7 protein-coding genes are annotated in these 20,169 nt (G+C 74.6%); all 7 read right to left on the bottom strand.

Going from position 1 to position 20,169, the window contains the following annotated elements:
• Positions 1–2 precede the first annotated feature (2 nt).
• Genes AB0K14_RS19715 through AB0K14_RS19745 form a run of 7 tightly spaced genes read right to left on the bottom strand, consistent with a single transcriptional unit; the run spans position 3 to position 20,075 of the window.
• On the bottom strand, positions 3–4,436 hold the full coding sequence (locus tag AB0K14_RS19715; protein ID WP_364338424.1) for an amino acid adenylation domain-containing protein: 4,434 nt from the start codon (positions 4,434–4,436) through the stop codon (positions 3–5).
• The gene (locus tag AB0K14_RS19720; RefSeq protein WP_360459937.1) at positions 4,433–5,773 is read right to left on the bottom strand and encodes an MFS transporter; all 1,341 of its coding nucleotides are present in this window, start codon (positions 5,771–5,773) and stop codon (positions 4,433–4,435) included. Before AB0K14_RS19720 ends, AB0K14_RS19715 begins: the two co-directional genes overlap by 4 nt.
• Entirely contained in the window at positions 5,770–9,018 is a 3,249-nt protein-coding gene (locus tag AB0K14_RS19725) for an amino acid adenylation domain-containing protein (protein WP_360459935.1), read from the bottom strand. Before AB0K14_RS19725 ends, AB0K14_RS19720 begins: the two co-directional genes overlap by 4 nt.
• Positions 9,015–9,692 (bottom strand): DUF6875 domain-containing protein, encoded by a 678-nt coding sequence (locus AB0K14_RS19730; RefSeq protein WP_360459933.1) that lies wholly within the window; start codon positions 9,690–9,692, stop codon positions 9,015–9,017. The genes AB0K14_RS19725 and AB0K14_RS19730 overlap by 4 nt, the downstream gene beginning before the upstream one ends.
• A complete protein-coding gene (locus AB0K14_RS19735; protein WP_360459931.1) occupies positions 9,692–11,029 on the bottom strand; it encodes an NAD(P)/FAD-dependent oxidoreductase in 1,338 nt (445 codons plus the stop codon). The genes AB0K14_RS19730 and AB0K14_RS19735 overlap by 1 nt, the downstream gene beginning before the upstream one ends.
• Positions 11,026–14,196, bottom strand: a complete 3,171-nt coding sequence (locus AB0K14_RS19740) for an amino acid adenylation domain-containing protein (protein WP_360459929.1) — start codon at positions 14,194–14,196, stop codon at positions 11,026–11,028. Before AB0K14_RS19740 ends, AB0K14_RS19735 begins: the two co-directional genes overlap by 4 nt.
• Positions 14,193–20,075, bottom strand: a complete 5,883-nt coding sequence (locus AB0K14_RS19745; RefSeq protein ID WP_360459927.1) for an amino acid adenylation domain-containing protein — start codon at positions 20,073–20,075, stop codon at positions 14,193–14,195. Before AB0K14_RS19745 ends, AB0K14_RS19740 begins: the two co-directional genes overlap by 4 nt.
• Positions 20,076–20,169 lie beyond the last annotated feature (94 nt).

Here is a 20,169-nt window from a genome sequence, read left to right on the forward strand (position 1 = left end):
GGTCAGCCCCTTTCCGGCAGCACGCCCGCGGCGGCGAGGAAGTCCACGTGGCGGGAGATCATCTCGGCGTCGGCGGGCGGGAACTCCACCCCGCACGACGCCGCGGCGGCCCACGTGGCCGAGCAGTCGAACACCGGGTGCGCCCGGTGCGTGGTGGTCAGGCCGAACGCCAGCGGCCCGAACGCGCTGTCCGGGCTCTCCAGCATCAACGAGCGCCAGTCCGCGTACTCCAGCAGCCGGGTCGGGTAGCCCTTCTCGGTGAGCACCTCGCCCAGGTCGGCGTAGCTGAACCCGTCGGCCCGGTAGTAGTGGAAGTCCCTGCCGGGGGAGTGCGCACCGTGCGGCGACGGCTGGGTGGAGATGCCCGCGATCGCGCCCGCGAGCCGGTCGACGGGCAGCATGTCGATCACGTCCGGCGTCCTCGGCACCGCGCCCGCGTGCGCGCAGGTCGTGATCTGCCTGCTCAGGTACGACTCCGTCTTCGCCGTCCCGGTGCGCACATCGCCCACGATCGCGGCGATGCGGTGGATCGACACCGGCACGCCCCGGTCCCGCGCGAGCACGCCCATCATGTCGGCCACCCACTTGGTGGTGTGGTACCCGGTGTCCAGGCCGGTCGGGTCCTCGGGCCGGTCGGCCTCGGTGATCAGTTGCCGGTCGTAGTTCGCGCCGAGGAACACGCCGAGCGTCGACATCAGGTGCAACGGCTTGGTCGCGTACCGGGTGGCCAGCCGCAGCACGTCCACCGTGCTGCCCACGTGCGGCGGCATCATCCACTGGTAGGTGAGGACGAAGTTCATCACCGCGCCGTTGTGGTAGATCGCGTCCATGCTCTCGGCCAGCGCGTCGAAGTCCTTCTCCGCCAGGCCCAGCAGCGGCTGGGACATGTCGCCGACCACCGGCACGACCCTGGCCAACTGCTCCTCCGACACGTCGAGGTGCGCGCGCCGCAGGTTCGCCCGGACGCGCGCCAGGGCGACGGCCGGCGTCTCCGCCCGGATCAGGCAGTGCACCTGGGCGTCCGTGCGGGACAGCAGCTCACCCAGCAGGTGCGCGCCGAGGAACCCGGTCGCGCCGGTCAGCAGCACCCGTTGCGCGGGCCCCGTCCGCACCGGGTGCCGCACCTCGATGTCGTCCGGCGGTACCGCGTCGACCCGCATCTCCGGCACGGACGGCAGGCCGGACTTGTAGCGCTTGGCGAACGTGTGGTCCGACGCGGCCGCCTGCTCCACCACCTCGGCCAGTTCGGCGAGGTCGGCGGTCGCGAACAGGGCGCGCAGCGGCACGGTCACGCCGAGCAGCGAGCGGACCCTGGCCAGCACCGCGGCGGCGATCAGCGAGTGCCCGCCCAGGCCGAAGAAGCTGTCCCGGCGGCCGACCATCGGCACGTCCAGCACCTCGGACCAGATCTCGGCCAGCGTCCGCTCCACCGGTGTGCGCGCCGGTTCGTACGGCGTCTGCCGGGCCGCCGGGTCGGGCTCGGGCAGTGCCGCCAGGTCGACCTTGCCGTGCCGGGTGAGCGGCAACTCCTCCAGCGCCACGACGGCGCCGGGCAGCATCGCGTCCGGCAGCCGTCCGGCGCAGAACGCGCGCACGTCGTCCAGTCCCGGCGCGGCCGCCCGTGCCCGCGGCACGAGGTAGGCCACGAGGGTGTCGCCGCGCACCGCCACCGCCGCCTCGGCGACCGCCGGGTGCGCCAGCAGCGCCGCCCGCACCTCGCCCGGCTCGATCCGGTGGCCGCGCAGCTTGACCTGGTCGTCCACCCGGCCCAGGAACTCCAGGGTGCCGTCGGGCAGCAGGCGCACCAGGTCGCCGGTGGCGTACATCCGGCCGCCGACGACCGTCGGGTCCGCCAGGTACGCCGACGCGGTGCGCACGGGATCGCCCCGGTAGCCGCGCGCGGGTGCGATGCCGCCGATGTGCAACTGGCCCGGCACGCCGACGGGCGCCGTGCGCAGGTTCGCGTCCAGCACGTACGCCCGCACGCCGGGTAGCGGTCGCCCGATCGGCAACGTCGCCGCACGCGGGTCGACCTCGCTCGCGTCGACCGTGCGGTAGGCCGTGGCGCAGACCGTGGTCTCGGTGGGTCCGTAGTGGTTGACCAGCGCCACCTTCCCGCCGGTCGACGCGGCCCAGTCGGCGACCGCGGCCGTCGGCACCGCCTCGCCGCCGATCATCATCACCGACAGCGGACCGGGGTCGACGTCGAGGCCCGCCAGGTCCGCGACCCAGCGCTTGAACAGGGCGGCGGGGGAGTCGACCGCGGTGATGGCGTGGTCGGCGCAGAGCCCGATCAGGTCCGTGCCGCCGATCGCCGCCGGTTCCGGGTGCAGGACGACCGCCGCGCCCGCGCACCACGCCGGGAACACGTCGCCCACCGACGCGTCGAAGCTCAACGGCGGGACCATCAGGATCCGCTGCCCCGGCCCGAACCCGTGCAGGTCTATGAACGCCCCGGTCAGGTTGGCCAGCGTGTCGTGCTGCACCTGCACACCCTTGGGCACGCCGGTCGAACCCGAGGTGTAGACGACGTACGCCAACCCGTCGACGGGCACGACCGCGGCCGGCGGCGCGTCGGCCTCGCCGGTGAACGCGTCGTCGCCGGTGTCCAGCAGCGCACCGCGGAACCCGCCGAACCGGTCACGGTCACCCGGCGCGGTGATCACCACGGGCGCGCCGCAGTCGGCGAGCAGCCCGGCCAGCCGGGCCGGCGGGTGCGCCGGGTCGAGCGGCACGTACGCGCCACCGGCCTTGAGCACGGCCAGCAGCGCCACCAGCGCGTGCGGCCCCGCCTTCACCGCCAGGCCCACCGGCGTCTCCGGGCCGACGCCCCACCCGGCCAGCAGGTGCGCCACCCGGTTGGCCCGCCGGTCGAGCTGCGCGAACGACAACTCCGTGCCGTCGGCCAGGTCCAGCACGGCGGTGGTGCCGGGGTGGGCGGCGACCTGCTCGGCGATCCGGTCGAGCACGGCGGGCGGGCGGATCGACAGCCCGGGGTCGAGGCCGTCCTGCGGTTCGCCGTTGAGCCGCCCGGCGGCCAGGCGGTCGGCCTTCGCCGTCGTGTCCACCGCGGACAGCCGGGCGGACGGGTCGGCCACCAGCGCGGCGAGCACCGCCACCAGGTGGTCGGCCAGCCGTGCCACGGTGTCCGCGTCGAACACGTCCGTGCTGTAGTCCAGGTTCGCGGGCCAGTCGCCGTCCGTCTCGCGCACGTGCAGGGTCAGGTCGAACCGGCTGGTCGCGCGGTCGACGGGCAGCTCCGTCGCGCTCATGCCGGCCCAGGTATCCATGCGACCGCCCCGGTTGAGCACCAGCATCACCTGGAACAGCGGGTGGTGCGAGAGGTCGCGGCGCGGCGCGACCCGTGCGGCGACCTCGTCGAAGCTCACCTCGGCGTGGTCGAGCGCGTCGATCGCGGTGGCCCGGGCCCGACCGAGCAGGTCGGCCACGGTCGGGTCGCCGGACAGGTCCAGCCGCAGCGCGGTGGTCGTGACGAACATGCCGACCGAGTGCTCCAACTCGGGGAACGGCCGGTGCGTGGTCGGCGAGCCGATCACCAGGTCGTCCGCGCCCGACCGGCGTGACAGCAGCACGCCGAACGCGGCCAGCAGACCGGCGAACGTGGTGCAGCCGTGCGCGCGGGTCACCTCGGCCAGCTTCCGGGCCAGCGCGGCGGGCACGGTGAACCGGTGGCTGCCGCCCGCGGTGGTGCGGCTCGTCGTCCGCGGCCGGTCCAGCGCCAGGTCCAGCACGTCCGGTGCGCCGGACAACCGGTCGTGCCAGTGGTCCAGCTGCCGTTGCCGTTCGCCGTCGGCGAGCCGGTCCGCCTGCCAGTGCGCGTAGTCGGGGAACTGCGCACCGACCGGCTCCGGTGTCACGCCCGCGTAGACGTCGCCGACCTCGCCCGCCACCACGCCGAGCGACAGGTCGTCGCACACGATGTGGTGCGCGCTGAACACGATCGTCGTGTCACCCGGCCCGACCCGCACCACCCGCACCCGCAGCAACGGCGCGACGGCCAGGTCGAACGGCGTGTCCACCTCGGCCACGAGGACGGCGTCGAGCTCGTCCTCGCCGGAGACCGTCGAGAAGGTCACGTCCGCCGGCACGTCGTCCAGCACCTGCTGCTCGGGCACCCCGTCGGTGTCCACGACCCGGGTGCGCAACGCCTCGTGCCGGTCCATCACGGTCCGCACGGCCGCGCGCAACCGGTCCTCGTCGACCTCACCGGCGATCCGCAGCACGGTGAACATGACGTACGCGCCCGCGTCCAGGCCGAGCCGCCCGGTCAGCCACAGGCCGCGCTGGTTGCCCGACAGCGGCACGACCGCGCCCTCGGGCCGACGCGGCACCGCCTCGCGGGGCGCGGCGGCCAGGCCGCGTTCCGCGAGCAGCTTCGCCAGCAGGCGTTCGCGGTGGTCGGAGAGCTCGGTCATCCCAGTGTCCTCTCAGGCGACGGCGTCTCGTCGGGCACCGCGTCGGGCAGGTCGTCCACGGCCCGAAGTCGGGGCCTGGACCAGGCGTAGGCCGCCAGCGCCAGCATCAGCACGCCGACGACCAGGAAGATCAGGGCGATGCCGCGGCCCTCGCCGACGCCGATCAGCGCGCCGACGCCACCGGCCAGCGGACCGTCGGCGGCCATCAGGGGTTCGGCCACGCCGTCGGTCAGCGGGCCGATCATGAGGAACGCGACGGGCATCGCGGCGGTGCTGAGCACCCGCACCACGGCCAGCACCCGGCCCAGCACGGCCGGGTCGACCTTGGTCTGCAACAACGTCACGCAACACGTGTTGATCAACGGCAGGGTGAACAGGAACGCGGGCGCGGCCACGCCGATCAGCCACGGCGACGGCGCGAGCGAGTGCAGCACCAGGAACACCCCGCCCAGCGCCACCCCGAGGTAGATGCCGTGGACCCGGCGCTTCGGCCCGCCCCACACGCCCATCACCAGCCCGCCGATGAACAGCCCGCTGCCGCCCGCGGCCATCAGCACGCCCAGCGTGGCGGGACCGGAGAACGACAGGATCAACGGCTGCACCAACCCGCCCGCAATGGCGAACAGGAAGTTCCACACCCCGAACACCGCGCACAGCGCGAACAAGCCGGGCGCGCCGCGCAACCACCTCAGGCCCGCGCCGATGCCCTCGCGCTCCTCCTCCGACGAGCCCGCCGGCCGCACGGCGTCGTCGGGCAGGCGGGCCAGCACCAACGCGACCACCGCGAACACCATCGACACGAAGTCGATCAGCAGCACGCCCCGCAGCCCCACCAGGCCGAGCAACGCGCCCGCGACCAGCGGCGCGGCGATCTGCACGCCCTGCGTGATCTGCATCAGCCCGTTGATCCGGCCCAGGTGCTCCTTGGGTACCAACGCGGGCACCAGCGCCGTGTAGGCGATGATGTGGAACGAGTTCAGCGTCGCGGTCAGCGCGGTGGCCGCGTACACCTGCCACAGCGCCAACGCGTCGGTCGACACCGCGACCAGCAGCAGGGCCGTCACCACGCCCGCGCCGCAGTCCGCGAGGAGCATGATCCGCCTGCGGTCGTACCGGTCGGCCACCACGCCCGCGTAGGGGGCGAGCAGGATGCCGGGCACCACCGCGCAGAACTGGATCAGCACGAACGTCGTCACCGACCCCGTGCCCAGGTACACCCACACGCCGAGCACGAAGGCGGTCAGCGCGGAGCCGATCACCGACACCAGCTGACCGGCCCACACCACGGCGAAGCGGCGCAAGCCGGCCTGGCCGCCGGCGGCACCCGCCGCGCTCACCTCGCCTCACCGAGCATCGACTCGACCTCCTCGGCCGACATCCCGGCCAGTTGCAGCCGCAGCTCGGCCACCGCGGCCACCCGTCCCGGCGGGTCGTCCAACGCCACCAGCGCGGCGGCGATCCCGGCGACGGTCGGCGCGGCGAACATCCGGCCGATCGGCACCGTCACGGCGAACGCGGCCTGCACCCTGGCCAGCACCTTCGCCGCGAGCAGCGAATGGCCGCCGAGTAGGAAGAAGTCGTCGTGCACGCCCACGTCCGGCACGCCGAGCACCTCGACCCAGATGTCCGCCAGCACCTCCTCCACCGCGTCGCGCGGCGGCACCCGCTCGCCCGAGACGTCCCACGCCGGTGCGGGCAGCGCCTTGCGGTCGGTCTTGCCGTTGGGCGTCAACGGGAACGCGTCCAGCACCACCGCCGCCGCGGGCAGCATGTAGTCCGGCAGCCGTTCGGCCAACCGCGCCCGCAACCGGGGCCACAGCCCGTCCCGCGCCACCCCGGCACCCGGCACCACGTACGCGACGAGGCGGTCGTCGGAGGCCAGCACGACCGCCTCCCGCACCTCGCCGGACGCCAGCAGGGCGGCCTCGACCTCGCCGAGCTCGATCCGGAACCCGCGCACCTTCACCTGGTGGTCGGCGCGGCCCAGGAACTCCAGCGTGCCGTCCGACCGGTGCCGCACCAGGTCGCCGGTCGCGTACAGCCGCCGTCCGGGCTCCTCGGCGAACGGGTCGGGCACGAACCGGCTCGCGGTCAACCCCGGCCGGTCGTGGTAGCCGCGGGCCACGCCCGCGCCGCCGATGTGCAGCTCGCCGACCACGCCCGGCGGCACCGGCTCCAGCCCCGGGCCGAGCACGTACAGCCGGGTGTTGCCGATCGGCGGCCCGAGGACCACCGGTGCGGGGGAGGGTTCGACCAGACCGGCGGACGACCACACCGCGGTCTCGGTCGGCCCGTAGGCGTTCCACAGCAACGCGTTGTCGGTCAGCAGGTCGTCGGCCAGGTCGCGCGGCAGCGCCTCGCCGCCGCAGATCCGCGTCACGACCCCGGCGGGCACCCCGCCTGCCGCGTGCAGCAGCCGCCACGTCGCCGGCGTGGCCTGCAGGGCGGTGACCTCGCGGTGGCTCAGCAGCTCGCGCAGCGCGCTGCCGTCGGCGGCCACGTCCGGCGGCACGACCAGCACCTCCGCGCCGGCCGTCAACGGCAGCAGCAGTTCCAGCACGGAGATGTCGAACGACAACGTGGTCACCGCGGCCAGCCGGTCCTCGGCGGTCAGGGCCAGCAGCCGTTGGAACGACACGAGCAGGTTCACCACCGCCCGGTGCGGCACCTCCACACCCTTGGGCGTGCCCGTCGAGCCGGACGTGTAGATCACGTACGCCAGGTCCTCGCCGGACGCGGGCGACGGCACGGGTCCCGGCTCGAACCGGTCCGCGTCGGCGAGGCTCAGCACCGTGCCGCCGAACGGCAGCTCGCGGCCCGTGACCAGTACGGCCGCGCCCGAGTCGGCGAGCATCGACGCCAACCGGTCGTCCGGCCAGCCCGGGTCGAGCGGCACGTACGCGGCCCCCGCCTTCCACACGCCCAGCACGGCGGCGACCAGGTCGGGGGAGCGCGGCAGGCACAGCGCGACCGCCGACCCGAGGCCCACGCCGTGCGCTCGGAGCAGTGCGGCGACCTGTTCGGCGCGTGCGTCCAGCTGCGCGTAGGTCAGGTGCGAGTCCACACCGGACACCGCGGTGCCCCGTCCCGCGATCAGGTCCAGCGCGGTGCGGGCGGGCGGCAGCTCCAGGTCGGTGGCGTTGTCGCCCCGCAGGACCTGCCACCGGCGCAGGCCGGTCAGCCCGTCCAGTGCGCTGATCCGCCGTTCCGGGTGCTCGGCGGCGGCGGTGAGCAGCGCGATCAGCCGGTCGGTGAACTCGGCGACGGTCGACTCATCGAACAGGTCGGTGCTGTACTCCACGCCCAGCGCCAACAGGTCGCCCTGCTGGTCGGCGGCCACGGTCAGGTCGAACTTCGCCACCTTCGGGTCGGGCACCAGCGGCGTGACGTGCAGCCCGGCCATCGCGATGGCCATCGGCGGTGTGTTGGTCAGGATCAGCTGGGCCTGGTAGATCGGCGCGTGGCCGGTGCTGCGCTGCGGGCTCAGGTGCTCCACCAGGCGCTCGAACGGCAGGTCGGCGTGCGCGAGACCGTCCGTGACGACCTGGCGGGTGCGGGCCAGCAGCTCGGTGAACGTCGGATCGCCGCCCACGTGCGCGCGCAACGCGAGCGTGTTGACGAAGAACCCGATCAGGCCTTCCAGGTCGGGGTGCGCGCGCCCGGCGACCGGCGTGCCGACCACCACGTCGTCCTGACCGGCCAACCGGCCGAGCCGGGCCGCGAACCCGGCCAGCAGCACCATGTACAGCGTGACGCCGTGCGCGCGGGCCAGCTCTTCGAGCGGGCCGACGGGCAGGTGGCCGTAGTGCAGCGCGCCGCGGTAGGTGACGACCGGTGGTCGTGGCCGGTCGGTCGGCAGGGTCAGCAGCTCCGGGGCGCCCGCGAGGTGCCGCGCCCAGTGGTCCAGGTGCCCGGCGACGACGTCGTCGGCCATCCGGTCGCGCTGCCACACCGCGAAGTCCGGGTACTGCAACCGCAGTGCGGGCAGGTCCGGCCGGCGGCCGTCCAGCGCCGCGTCGTAGGCCTGCCCCAGCTCGCCGAGCAGCACCGACAGCGACCACGCGTCGGAGATGATGTGGTGCAGGTTGAGCACCAGGACGTGGTCATCGTCGGCGAACCGGCCCAGGCTCGCCGTGAACAGCGGTCCCCGGTGCAGGTCGAACCCGATGCCGCCGCGTTCGTCGGCGAACCGCTGCGCCCGCTCGTCCCGGTCCCCGCCGGTGGAGTCGCGCACCGGCAGGTCGTGGGTGGTGAGGGCGGCGGTGCCGGTGGGCGCGACGAGCTGCACCGGCTCACCGCCGGAGTCGGGGAACGTGGTGCGCAGCGACGCGTGCCGGTCGACCAGCACGTCCAGCGCGCGGCGCAGCGCGACCGGGTCGAGCCGACCGCGCAGCCGCAGCGCGACCGGCACGTTGTAGACGGCGCTGCCGGGGGAGAACTTGTCCAGGAACCACAGGCGTTGCTGCCCGAACGACAGCGGGTACGCGGTGGGCGCGGCGGCACGGGCGCGCAGCCGTTGCGCCACCAGCTCGCGCTTGCGCGCCGACGCGGTCGTGCGGTCGGTGTCCGACAGCTCGGTCATGAGGTGCTCCCGGACCTGGTCAGCCGGTCGGCGGCGGCGCGCACGTGGTCGCGCAGGTGCGTCGGCACCCGGTCGCCGAACCGTTCGAGGTAGGCGGCCACGGTGGTGTCGTCGTCCCGCAGGAACGGGAAGTCGGTGGGCACCATGTGCCGGATCGCCAGCAGCGGCACCGGGCTGTGCAGCGGCCGGAAGACGGGGTTCCACAGGCCCGCCTTCTGCGGCGGCCCGGGGTGGAACTCGCCCAGCATCAACCCGTCCCGGGTGTACTGCGGCTTGAGCAGTTCCTGCGCCCGGTCCACCACGTCGAACTCGGTCAGGTCCGGGAACAGCACCAGGATGGTCTTGAACTGCGCGCCCGGCCCCCTCCTGGGTTCCAGCTCGGCGAACCAGTCGCGGTAGTGCAGGAGCAGCGAGGCCAGCTCGTCGGGCCGCTGGGGCGTGCCGGTGTGCACGGACAGGTAGAACAGCCCCCGTTGCAGGGACGTGTCGGTGAACGGGCACACCGCGCCTCGCCGCCCCAGGTCCGGGTGCGGTCCGCACAGGTACTCACCGGCCCACTCGAACACGGTCCGCAGCGGCAGTTCGTGCGCCGCGACCGCGTCGGGAAGCCGAGGCGCGGCGAAGTCCGCGGGCTCGACCAGGGGGTGGGCCTGGTGGGTCGGATGGATCAGCATCAACTCACCTGCCTTTTCTTCCGGGACCGGCGGGCCAGGCCCGCGAGTGCCGCACCGGTCAGCGCGGCCGTGACGCCGCCGAGCAGGCGGTCCTGCCGCCTGGCCCGCGCCAACGCCTCGCCGTAGGGGACCGTGGTGTGCGCGATCAAGGTGTAGAGCGGCACCCACGCGCTCGGGAAGAGCCGGTTCAGCGCCAGGTCCACCCTCTTGCGCAGGGTGAACAGCGGCGAGCGCAGCTTGTCGCGCAGCTCCACGAAGTTGCGCTTGGACAGCTCCGCCAGCACGTCGGTGTGGGGCCGCCGGGCGCTCTCGAACTCGGCCAACGCCTTCGGCAGGTCGCCGGGGTGCGCGGCCAGGCACCGGTCGAGCACCGAGCAGTCCTCGAACGCGGCGTTCATGCCCTGTCCGAAGAACGGGTACACGGCGTGCGCGGCGTCCCCGATCAGCACCACACCCCGTCCCTCGTCCGTGGTGACGTGCCAGGGCGCGGTCCGCACGCTGACCAGGCCGGCCGGCGGGTGCGCCAGGAACTGCTCCACCACGTCCGGGATCAGGGTCGGCGTGTCCGGGAACCGGCGGGCGAAGAACGACCGCACCCGCTCCGGTTCGGTGAGGCCGGCGAACCCGTGCTCGCCCTCGAACGGCAGGAACACGGTCGCGGTGAGCGAGCCGTCGGCGTTGGGGTGCGCCACGATCAGGCCGTCGTCACCCGGCCACACGTGCAGCGCCCGCAGTTCGGTGCGCGGCTCGCCGTCGTCACCGACCGGGATCAGCAGCTCCTTGTAGCCCCACTCCAGGAACTCCTGGTGCAGGTCCATCCGCAGACCGCGTCCCAGCTGTGCGCGCACGGCGGAGAACGCGCCGTCCGCGCCGACGACCAGGTCGGCCGTGTGCACGGTCCCGTCGTCCGAGGTGACCGCGGGTTTCACCCGGTCGACGGCGGTCACCCGGCGGCCCCAGGAGAACTCGACGCCGAGCCGCTCGGCCTCGTCCACCAACGCCACGTTCAGGTCGTGCCGCAGCACGGAGTGCAGGATCTGGTCCTCGGCCAACCCGTACGGCTGGAACCGCAGCGTGCCGTCCGGCAGGTGCACGGCCCGGCCGCGCATGGGCACGGTCAGCGGCGCCAACCGCTCCAGCAGACCGACCTCCCGCAACGCGACGATGCCGCGTTGGGACAGGCCGAGGTTGATCGACCGGCCCTCCTCCCGCACACCCGGCGACCTCGGGTCGCCCCGCCGTTCCAGCACCCGCACGCCGAACCCCCGTCGGGCCAGGTAGACGGCCGTGAGCGACCCGGCGAGCCCCGCGCCGACGACCAGCGCGTCCCCGGTCATGCCTCGTCCTCGTCGGCCAGGGCGCCGAGCAGGCGGTCGATCTCCGCGTCGGACAGCTCGTCGAGCTGGTCGAGCAACGGCAGCGGTCCCCGGGCCGCCGCACCGGTGGCGCCGCCGAGGTTCGCGCGCAGCTCGGCGATGGTGGGCGCGGCGAACAGCGTGGCCAACGGCAGGTCCACGTCCAGCGCGACGCGCACGCGGGCCAGCATCTGGGTGGCGGTCAACGAGTGGCCGCCCAGGGCGAAGAAGTTGTCGTGCACGCCGAGCGGCGCGTCCGCGGGCATGCTCAGCACCTCGCGCCAGATCTGCGCCAGCCGCCGTTCGTCGTCGTCGCGCGGTTCGACCCGTTCGACGTCCTCGGTCGTCCACACCGGATCGGGCAGCGCGTCGCGGTCGATCTTGCCGGTGCCGGTGCGCGGCAGCGCGGGCAGCACGACGACGGCGGCCGGGAGCATGTAGTCGGGCAGGCTCGCGGCCAGGTGCGGGCGCACCCGCCGACGCAGCTCGTCCTCGTCCACGCCCGGGTCGGCGGGCACCGCGTAGGCGACCAACCGGACGTCGGCGGCGTGCGCGGACCAGGCCACGACGACCGCGTGCGCGACGTCCCGGTGGGCGCGGAGCACGGCCTCGACCTCGCCCGGCTCGATGCGGTAGCCGCGCACCTTGAGCTGCCGGTCCGCGCGGCCGAGGAACTCCAGCCTCCCGTCGGAGTGCCGGCGGACCAGGTCGCCGGAGGCGTAGAGCCGCCCGCCGGGCGTGGCGCCGAACGGGTCGGGGCGGAACCGGTCCGCCGTCAGGCCGGGCAGCCCGTGGTAGCCGCGGGCCACGCCGGCGCCCCCGATGTGCAGCTCGCCGATCACGCCCGGCGGCACCGGGCGCATCAGCGGGTCCAGCACGTGCAGCGAGGTGCCCCGCACCGCCGGGCCGAGCCGAACGGGGTCCGGCGCGTGCGACACCACACCGGCCGCCGAGTACACCGTGGTCTCGGTGGGGCCGTAACCGTCGATCAGGATCGCGCCGTCGGTCTGGAGGTCGTCGGCGAGGTCGCGGGTCATCGCCTCGCCACCGCTGATCCGCAGCCGCACGCCCGCGGGCACGCCACCGGCCGCGACGACCATCCGCCAGCTCGCCGGGCCGCCCTGCACGACCGTCGCACCGGTCTCGGCGATGCGTGCGCGCAGCAGCCCGCCGTCGGCCACGTCGTCCGCCGGGATCACCACGAGCGTCGCGCCGCCGATGAGCGGAGCGAGCATCTCCACGGTGGAGACGTCGAAGGCGGGCGTGGTGATGGACGCGAGCCGGTCGTCGGGCGTCAGCCGCGTCATATCGCCCATCGCGCGCAGCAACGCGGCCAGGCCGCCCTGGGTGCACCGCACGCCCTTGGGCTTGCCGGTGGACCCGGACGTGTGGATGACGTAGGCCAGCATCCCAGGGTGCTGCGCCACCGCGGGCGGCGGCGTGTCCGGTCGGGCGTCGAGGTCGGCGGTGTCCAGGTCCACCTCGGTCCACGGGCCGGTCAGCGGTCCGGTGGTCGCACGGGACGCGCCGTCGGTGACGAGCACCGGCACGTCGGAGCCCGCGACCATGGCGGTCAGCCGCGCTGGCGGCCACGACGGGTCCAGCGGCAGGTAGCCCGCACCGGCCCGCCACGCGGCGAGGATGCCGACCACCATGGGCGCACCGCGGTCCAGGCACAGCGCCACCGGCTGGTCGGGCCGCGCGCCCGCCGCGAGCAGCACGTGCGCCAGGCGGTTCGCCGCGCGGTCCAACTCGCCGCACGTCAGCGCGCCCTCGACGGCGACCGCGTCCGGGTGCTCGGCCAGCGCGGCGAACACCAGGTCGGCCGCGGTCTCCGCGGGCACGTCGACGGCGGGTTCCTGCGGCGCGTCGTCGCCGAGCGGCAGTTCGGCGACCCGGTCGGCGGGCGAGGCGTGCACGGCGGCGGCGAACACCGCGTGCAGCGCGGCGACCGTCTCCGGCGTGAACAGCTCGGTGTCGTACTGCCAGCGGGCGAACCACCGCCCGTCCGCCCGTTCGACGGTCAACGACAGGTCGAACTTCGCCCCGCCGTTCGCGACCGCCTCGGGGCGCAACGTGATCGGACCGGCCGCACGCGCCGGTGGCACCGGCTCGACCGCGAACATCACCTGCACCAGCGGCGCGTGGGCGAGCGTCCGCTGCGGCGCGACGATGTCCACCAGCTGCTCGAACGGCAGGTCCTGGTGGGCCAGCGCGGCCACGGTCGCCTCCTCGGCCGCCGCGACCACCTCGCCGAACGTCGTGTCGGCGTCGAACCCGGCCCGCAGCGGCAGGGTGTTGGCCACGAACCCGACCAGGCCCTCGGTCTCCGGCAGGGTGCGTGCCGCGACGGGCGTGGCGACCAGGAAGTCCGCCTGCCCGGTCACGCGGTGCAGCACGCACTGGAACACCGCCAGCAGCCGGGCGAACGACCCGTCCGGCACGGTCAGCTCCGCCCGCAGCTCCGCGCCGCGCCCGGTGGGCGTCGACGGTCGTGCCCGGTCGGTCGGCAGCGGCAGCACGGTCGGCACGCCGTGCAGTGCCTCGCGCCAGAACTCCGCGTCGGCGGCGAACGCGCCCGCCTCCACCTGCTCCCGTTGCCACACCGCGTAGTCGGGGTACTGCACCGGCAGGTCCGGCAGGTCGTGCGGCTCGCCGGCGACCTCGGCCGCGTAGAGCAGGGCCAGCTCGTCGAACAGCACCGCGCACGACCAGCCGTCCGCGATCGTGTGGTGCAGCACCAGGACCAGCACGTGCTCGTCCGGTCCGACCCGCACGAGGCCCGCGCGCAGCAACGGCCCGCCGTGCAACGCGAACGGACGGCAGACCTCCTCGCGCACCACCGCGTCCACGTCACCGGACGGCAGCCGCACCAACGGCACGGTCACCGCCGCGGACACCACCTGCACCGGCACGCCGTCCTCGGCCGCGAACCGCGTCCGCAACGCCTCGTGCCGGGCGACCAGCGCGTCCAGCGCCGTCCCCAACGCCTCGGCGTCCAACGGCCCGTCGATGCCGACGCGCCAGCCGATGTTGTAGACCGGGCTCTCGGGCAGCAGCTGGTCGACCAGCCACAACCTGCGCTGCCCGGACGAAGCCGGGAAGCGGAACACCTCGTCCGCCCGACCTTCCGGTATCACCGCGCTCATCGCGATCCCTCCCCCCTCAGATCGACACCCGTCGAACCGGTGTCCCGCGAACCGGCAGCTCGTGCACCGGCATCTCGTGCACTGGCTTGTCGTGCACTGGCGTCCCGCGAACCGGCGCCCTCGGGCCAACCCCGGCGGTCGACCGCCACGACCCGGAACTCCGCCGTGTGCCGGGAGCCCGCGGCGTCGGTCAACCACAGCTGGTCCGGGCCGGGCAGCATCTCGCCCACGCCCAGCGGCGCGTCCGGTCTCTCGCGGTCCAGCGCGCGCACCGCGTGCGCGAACAACTCGACCGACGGCTGGCTCTCCAGGTCCACGTAGAACGGCTTGTGCTCCACCGGGCTCTTCACGAACACGAACCTCGGCACGCCGTGCTCACGCCGCCAGGCCTGCGCCCGCAGGAAGCGGGTCGCCTCGTCCGGGGCGAACGCGAACGCCGACCGCGCGGCGGGCAACCGCCAGCCCTCCCGGGCCACCACCAACCGGTCCAGGCTGGTCCTGGGTGTGTGCTCGCCCGCGGGCACCAGCCGGAAGTGCTGCACCAGCTGCGCCATCACCTGTTCGTTGAGCAGCTCCACCAGGTCGTGGCACACCCGGCCGTCACGGCTGCGCGCTACCAGCCGTCCGCCGGTCTCGGTCACCTCGCACGCGCCGACCGGCACCGCGTCGCGCAACCCGGGCCCGCACGCGTCGTGCCCGAACACGATCTTCAGGTCGTCCGGCGAGACCAGCGCGTCGGCGAGCCGCTGCGGCGTGCCGCCCTCCTCGCGGGTGGTCGCCAGGACGATCCGCGGTCCCGCCATGTCGTGCTTCATCGCCGCGCGCAGCTGAGCCGGATCGGGGTGCTGGGAGACGAACAAGGCCGAGCGCATGGTGTTCACGCCGGGGTGCACCTCGCCCAGCACCCACCGGTAGTCACCGGCCCGGATCGCGTCCTCGTCCCGTGCCGCGATCAGGACGTCCGGGCTGTGCTGGACCGCGCCGCGCCACCCCGGTCGGGGCGTGGCGAACGCCTTGAGCACGGCGTCCCGCACGTCCCCCACCCGGTAGTGGACCTCGCGCCCGTCCGACGCGGCCGGTCCCAGGGCCTTGGCCCAGCGGTCCTGGAGGCTGCGGACGAGCCGGTCGATCAGCCGCTCGTCGAGCCGGAAGATCGTGTCGTTGGCCCACAACCAGAAGTCGGCCAGCCGCACCCGGTCCGAGCCGGTGGCCGCGACCCGTTCCCGGTACACCTCGCGCAGCGCCCGCCCGTACAGGGCCGCGCCGGCGGAGGTGAACCACCGTGCGGCTTCCAGCACCAGCGACAACGGCGTCCACAGCGTGTCCACCAAGGCGGGGGAGAGGGTGACGTCGAGGTCGCGTCGGCACTCCTCGTGCACCACCGTGCGACCGGCGTAGAACAGGCCGGGTCGCCGCACGGCGGCCGTGCCGGTGATCGCGGTGAACTTCTCGTGCAGCTCGTCGATCGCCCGCACCAGCCGGTCTGGGTCGCCGACGGCCGCGGCCACCTCGTCCCGCGCCTGCTCGACCTCGCCGAGCGCGCGCTCGGCCCCGGCCCGGACCTCGGGGTCGCCGATGGCCTCGATCTGGTCGCGCAGGGCCGTTTCCGGCACCAACGCCTCCGGCGGCACCTCCAACGTCCACGCGATCCGCTTGGCCTGCCGCAGCCCTTCCAGGGTCGCCAGCACGTCCTCCACCGGCCGGTCGAGGTCGTGCGCGAGCTCGGGCGCCCGGCGCAGCCCGTCGCAGGCGGCCAGCACCGCCGCGTCCAACGCGGGCAGCCGGACCGGACCGGTCATCGGGACGTGCAGCGTGTCGCCCTCCACGTCCACGAACGGCATCCGCCGCGGCACCGCCCACGGCCGCACGGCGTCGGTGGTCAACGCCTCGGCCAGCTGCTGGACGGCCCAGTTCTCCAGGTACGTGGTGCGCGAGTCGACGAGGTTCGGCCCGGGTCTCGCGGTGATCGCGGCGGGTGCGTCGTCGGAGACCCTGGCCCAGCCGACCGGCCCGAAGAAGCCGATGGTGTCGTTCTTGGCGCAGTAGCGCTGGAGGTAGCTGACGACCGTGTGCTCCCAGCGGCGGTAGTCGACGTTGCGCGACGCGGACCGGTCACCGGACAGCGCCGCGTGCAACGCGTCGACGGCGGTCCGCAGGGCGCGCGGGTTCTGCCACGCCACCGCCTCGCGGAACCTGGGGTCACCGCTGACCACGCGCAGGACCCCGGCGGCCGCCGCGCGGCCCGCCTCGAACCGGGTCGTGTACTCGGCGAGCAGGGTCTCCTGCCGTGCGGCGGCCTCCTCCGCCGCGACCAACGCGGCGTCGACCGCCTCCGGACCGGCCACGGCGACCGCGTCCGCACCGGCCACGGCGACCGGATCCGCGATCGGCAGCGCGGCCACGGCGGCGCGCGCCTCGGCGAACCGCCCCTTGCGCACCAGCCTGCCGATCCGCCGCAACGCCGACCGCCGCTCACCGTGAGCGCGGTCCTCGGCGTCCCGCAGCACCCGGAACGCCGCCCACCGGGCCTCGCCCACCGCGTCCTCGGCCGCCGTCACCGCCTCCGCCGCACGGGCCGCGTCCGGGCTCGCCACGGCCAGCAGCGGCTCGATGCCGAACCCCGTGCCGCGCAGCTCGACCCACCGCCACGCCGCCCAGTCACCGGCACCGCCGGGCAGCACCAGGTGGTCCGCCACCGGCTCGACCGGCGCGGGCGTCCGCGGCTCGAGCACCACGTACGCCGACCGGTCGCGCCGGGTGATCCCCGCGGGCAGGACGACGGCCGCGCCCGCCGCGGCGTCCACGGCCGCCGCGCACGCCGCCAGCGTCCGGGTCCGGTGCAGGACGGCGACCGGGACCTCGACCCCGAACTCCTCGCGCACCCGGAACGCCAGCCGCACCGCGAGCAGCGAGTTGCCGCCCACCGCGAAGAAGTCGTCCTCCGCGCACACCTCCGACCCGCCGAGCAGGTCCTGCCACAACCCGGCCAACCGCCGTTGCGTGGCGGTCGACGGGAGGGTTCGGTCCGTGCCCCGCGCGCCCGGGGCACGGACCGACCGCAGCGCCGCCCGGTCCACCTTGCCGCTGCGGTTCAGCGGCAGTTCCGCCAGCGGCACGTACCGCGCCGGGCAGAGGAAGGCGGGCAGCCGTTCCGCGACGTGCGCACGCACGTCTTCGACGTCCAGGTCACCGCTCGGCACGACGTAGGCCACCAGGTGCCGCGCGTCGTCGTCGCCGATGGGCAGCACGGCCGCCGCGGCGACCGCCGGGTGGACCCGCAACACGGCCTCGACCTCGGCCGGCTCCACCAGGAACCCGCGCACCTTGACCTGGCGGTCCGCGCGCCCCAGGAATTCCAGCACCCCGTCCGGCCGCCACCGCGCCAGGTCGCCGGTCCGGTACAGCCGCCCGCCGGGCGAGCCGAACGGGTCCGGCACGAACTTCGCCGCCGTCAACGCCGGCGCGTCCCAGTACCCGCGCGCCAACCCGTCGCCACCGGTGTACAGCTCGCCGGGCACACCCACCGCCACCGGCCGCATCGCCTCGTCCAGCACGTACGCCGTGGTCCGCTGGATCGGCGTGCCGATCGGCACGGTGGCGCCCACGTCCGCGGCCGACCGCACCACGTGGCAGGTGGTGAACGTGGTGTTCTCGGTCGGCCCGTACCCGTTGACCACCGGCTTGCCGCCGCGCACCGCCAACGCCGCGCGCACCGCGTCCGGGGCCAGCACGTCACCACCGGCCAGCAACTGCTCCACCTCGGCCACCACCGACGGGTCGAGCTGGTGGAACAACCCGGCGGTCAGCCACAGCACGTCCACCCGGTGCGTGCGTAGCAGCCGGGCCAGCACTGCGGGGTCCGGTGGGCCCGGCGGCGCGGGCACGACCCGGCCGCCGGTCAGCAGCGCCCCCCACACCTCCAGCGTGGTCAGGTCGAACGCGGTCGCGGACAGGTGCAGGAACGTCCGCCCCGGTCCGAACCGCCCGAACGTCGGCCGCGTCACCAGCCGCACCACACCCCGGTGCGGCACGGCGACACCCTTCGGCCTGCCGGTCGACCCGGACGTGTAGTTCACGTACGCCACGCCCAACGGGTGCGCGGCGACCACCGGGAACACCGGTGACTGCGCCGCCAGGTCCACTTCGGACAAGACCACCGACGCGACGCCCCCGGGCAGCGCGCGCGGCCGGTCGGACACCACCAGCGGCGTGCCGGACTCGCGCAACGCCACCGCGTCGCGTGCCGCCGGGTTCGCCGGGTCCAGCGGCAGGTACGCCGCGCCGGTCTTCAGCACGGCCAGCACCGCGACCACGAAGTCCGCACCGCGCGGCAGCGACAGCGCCACCGGCCGGTCGACCCGCGCGCCCCGCGCCACCAGCACGTGCGCCAACCGGTTCGACCGCTCGTCCAGCTCGGCGTAGCCGATCCACCGGTCGCCGTCGAAGACCGCGTCCGCCTCCGGCCGCAGCCGCACCTGCTCGGCGAACAGGTCCGGCACGGTCGCGTCCGCCGGGTAGTCGACCGCGGTGTCGTTCCACCGCCGCAACACCTCGGCCCGGTCGCGCGGACCGCCCAGCTCGCCCACCGGGCGGTCCGGCGCCCCGGCCATGTCCGCGAGCAGGTCCCGCACCTGCGCCAGCACCGCGTCCGCGGCCCACCGGGGGAACCGGCCGGTGTCGTGGATCAGCTGGAAGCTCAGGCGCGGTTCGGCGAAGGCGTACAACGTCATGGCGTAGCCGGGGGTGCGCAGGATGCGCACGCTCCTGCCGGGCGGTGCGGACGGTCGCGCAGCCAGCACCGTGCCGAGCTCCCGGTGCTCGAACAACACCAGGCTCCGCATCAGCGGCACGTCGTGCCCGGCCGCGCGCTGGATCACCGGCAGCGGGCACAACTGGTGGTCGCGCGCACGCACCGACCGCTCCCGCACCGACCGCAGCCAGTCGGCCACCGACGCGGTGCGGTCCACCGGCAGCCGCAGCGGCACGGTCGCCAGCAGCAGTCCGAGCATGTCCGCCGCGCCGTCGACGGTGTCGTGCCGCGCCGCCCTGGTCACCCCGAACACGGCCTCGTCGGCGTGGGCGTGCGTGGTCAGCACCAAGCCCCACGCGGCCAGCACCAGCGTGTTCACCGTGACGCCCGTCTGCGTCGCCAACGCCCGCACCGACTCGGTCTCGGCATCGGACAGGGCGAGCGCGGCGGTGGCCATGACCGGCGTGTCCGGCCCGGCGTGCTCCAGCGGCAGGGGACCGGGTTCGGCCGACCCGGCCAGTTCCGCCGCCCAGAACCGCTCGTCGGCCAGGTACCGGGGGTGCTCGGGCGCGGTACGGGCGTCGTACCACCGGGCGTAGTCGGTGAAGTCCGGGCGCGGGACGAACTCCAGCGGGCCGTCCGCGAGCCGGGCCGCGTAGTCGTCGTCGATCTCGGCCAGCAGCATGGCCAGCGACCGGCCGTCGAGGATCGCGTGGTGGAACGTCGCCACCACCACGTCACCCGGCAGCGCCACCACGTTCCCGGGCAGCGCCACGACCCGCAGCGGCGGCGCGGACACCGGGTCGACCCCCGCCCGCCGGTCGGCCGCCAGGAACGCGTCCAGGTCCGCCACCGAGTCGTCCACCAGCAGCGGGACGTCGTCGACCGGTCCCGGCCACTGCTCCATGCCGCCGTCCGCGCGCCAGGTGAACCGGGTCCGCAGCACCGGGTGCCGTCCGACGGCCGCCCGCCATGCCGCCAGGTAGACCCCCGCGTCCAGGCCGTGCGGCCAGTGTTGCACGCACTGGATGACGTCCGTCCCGGCCGACGGGTCCCGCAACCCGGCCGCGATCATTCCGCTCTGCAACGGCAGCGCGGGCACGAGTCTCGGCACCGAATCGGTGTGCACCAAAGCCTCCCCGATGAATGTGTTTCGGGCGCGCACGACCGAACCGGCCGCCGGGAATTCCCGGAGACCAATTCCGGACAGCCTTGACCGCCCT

Origin of the sequence: Actinosynnema sp. NPDC050801 (assembly GCF_040673975.1) — a bacterium.
Lineage (GTDB): Bacteria > Actinomycetota > Actinomycetes > Mycobacteriales > Pseudonocardiaceae > Actinosynnema.

Coding starts and splice junctions, on each gene's coding strand:
- AB0K14_RS19725 (WP_360459935.1), bottom strand. CDS start 9,018: ATGACCGAGCTGTCGGACACCGACCGCACGACCGCGTCGGCGCGCAAG.
- AB0K14_RS19715 (WP_364338424.1), bottom strand. CDS start 4,436: ATGACCGAGCTCTCCGACCACCGCGAACGCCTGCTGGCGAAGCTGCTC.
- AB0K14_RS19740 (WP_360459929.1), bottom strand. CDS start 14,196: ATGAGCGCGGTGATACCGGAAGGTCGGGCGGACGAGGTGTTCCGCTTC.
- AB0K14_RS19735 (WP_360459931.1), bottom strand. CDS start 11,029: ATGACCGGGGACGCGCTGGTCGTCGGCGCGGGGCTCGCCGGGTCGCTC.
- AB0K14_RS19730 (WP_360459933.1), bottom strand. CDS start 9,692: ATGCTGATCCATCCGACCCACCAGGCCCACCCCCTGGTCGAGCCCGCG.